Annotated in this window: 1 protein-coding gene; it reads left to right on the top strand. The window is 50.6% G+C overall.

The window, feature by feature from the left end:
* The coding region (locus tag ACWQ4X_RS19720) for an acetyl-CoA C-acyltransferase (RefSeq protein WP_457904679.1) at positions 1-834 on the top strand (834 nt) is incomplete at both ends.

The following is an 834-nucleotide window of genomic DNA, read 5'->3' as shown; positions in this document are numbered from 1 at the left end:
CCAAGCCGGTGAAGATAACCGTAACGTGGGACGTATGTCGGCATTGTTGGCAGGTTTACCGGTAGAAGTTCCTGCGACGACGATTAACCGTTTATGTGGTTCATCTCTAGATGCGATTGCGATTGCAGCCCGTGCCATTAAAGCGGGTGAAGCCAATCTGATTATTGCAGGCGGTGTAGAAAGCATGTCACGTGCGCCCTTTGTGATGGGTAAATCAGAAAGTGCTTATGGGCGTAGCCAGAAGATTGAAGACACCACCATGGGCTGGCGTTTTATCAATCCGAAGCTGAAAGCCATGTATGGTGTTGAAACCATGCCACAGACTGCAGAGAACGTGGCACAACAATTTAACATTGATCGTGCAGATCAAGACCAGTTTGCCTTGACGAGTCAAAAGCGCACAGCAACCGCGCAAGCTCAAGGCTTTTTTAAACACGAGATCATCCCGGTGAGCATTGCTCAGCGTAAGGGTGATCCGATTGTGGTGGACACGGATGAACATCCACGTGCATCGACCACATTAGAAGGTTTGGCCAAACTGAAGCCAGTCGTTACAGCAGAAGGCACCGTCACAGCGGGAAACGCGTCAGGCATCAATGACGGTGCGGCTGCTGTACTGATTGCTTCAGAAGCAGCGATTGAACAGTACCAACTTAAACCCCGTGCCAAGATCATTGCTTCTACGGCTGTGGGGGTTGAACCACGCATCATGGGCTTTGCTCCAGCACCTGCGATCAAGAAACTCCTCAAACAAGTCAATCTGAGCATCGAGCAGATGGATGTGATTGAGCTGAATGAAGCCTTTGCTGCACAGGCACTTGCAGTCACCCGTGA

It is taken from the genome of Acinetobacter sp. NigerLNRRAM0016 (genome assembly GCF_054112845.1).
Note: the sequence above shows the minus strand (reverse complement) of the source record. Positions and strands in the feature narration are given on the sequence as shown.